Origin of the sequence: Chryseobacterium sp. SIMBA_028 (assembly GCF_046535285.1) — a bacterium.
Taxonomy (GTDB): Bacteria; Bacteroidota; Bacteroidia; order Flavobacteriales; family Weeksellaceae; genus Chryseobacterium.
Genome location: NZ_JAWRWZ010000843.1, coordinates 1 through 235 on the forward strand (window position 1 = coordinate 1; position 235 = coordinate 235).

Annotated in this window: 1 pseudogene; it reads right to left on the reverse strand. The window is 34.0% G+C overall.

From position 1 onward, the window contains the following. Positions 1–235: pseudogene (locus SCA31_RS25570) on the reverse strand (3',5'-cyclic-nucleotide phosphodiesterase); the annotation flags it as partial.

The following is a 235-nucleotide window of genomic DNA, read 5'->3' on the forward strand; positions in this document are numbered from 1 at the left end:
GTTCATATCCTGTTAAGAACCATGAAGTTTTTTGTGTAGGAACTTCTATTCCCTCCTGAAGTTCCTTATAGTCATACTTTCCAAGGATAGGTTTTTGTCCCTGATCTGCAAAATTACTCCAGGTATCTGTAATAAAGTAATGATTCAGTAAAATTTGAAGTACTGGAGCTATCCCGAAAATATCTTTTTTAGAATACGCAGGAGAATGGATTATAAGAACTGACAAATAATCCAA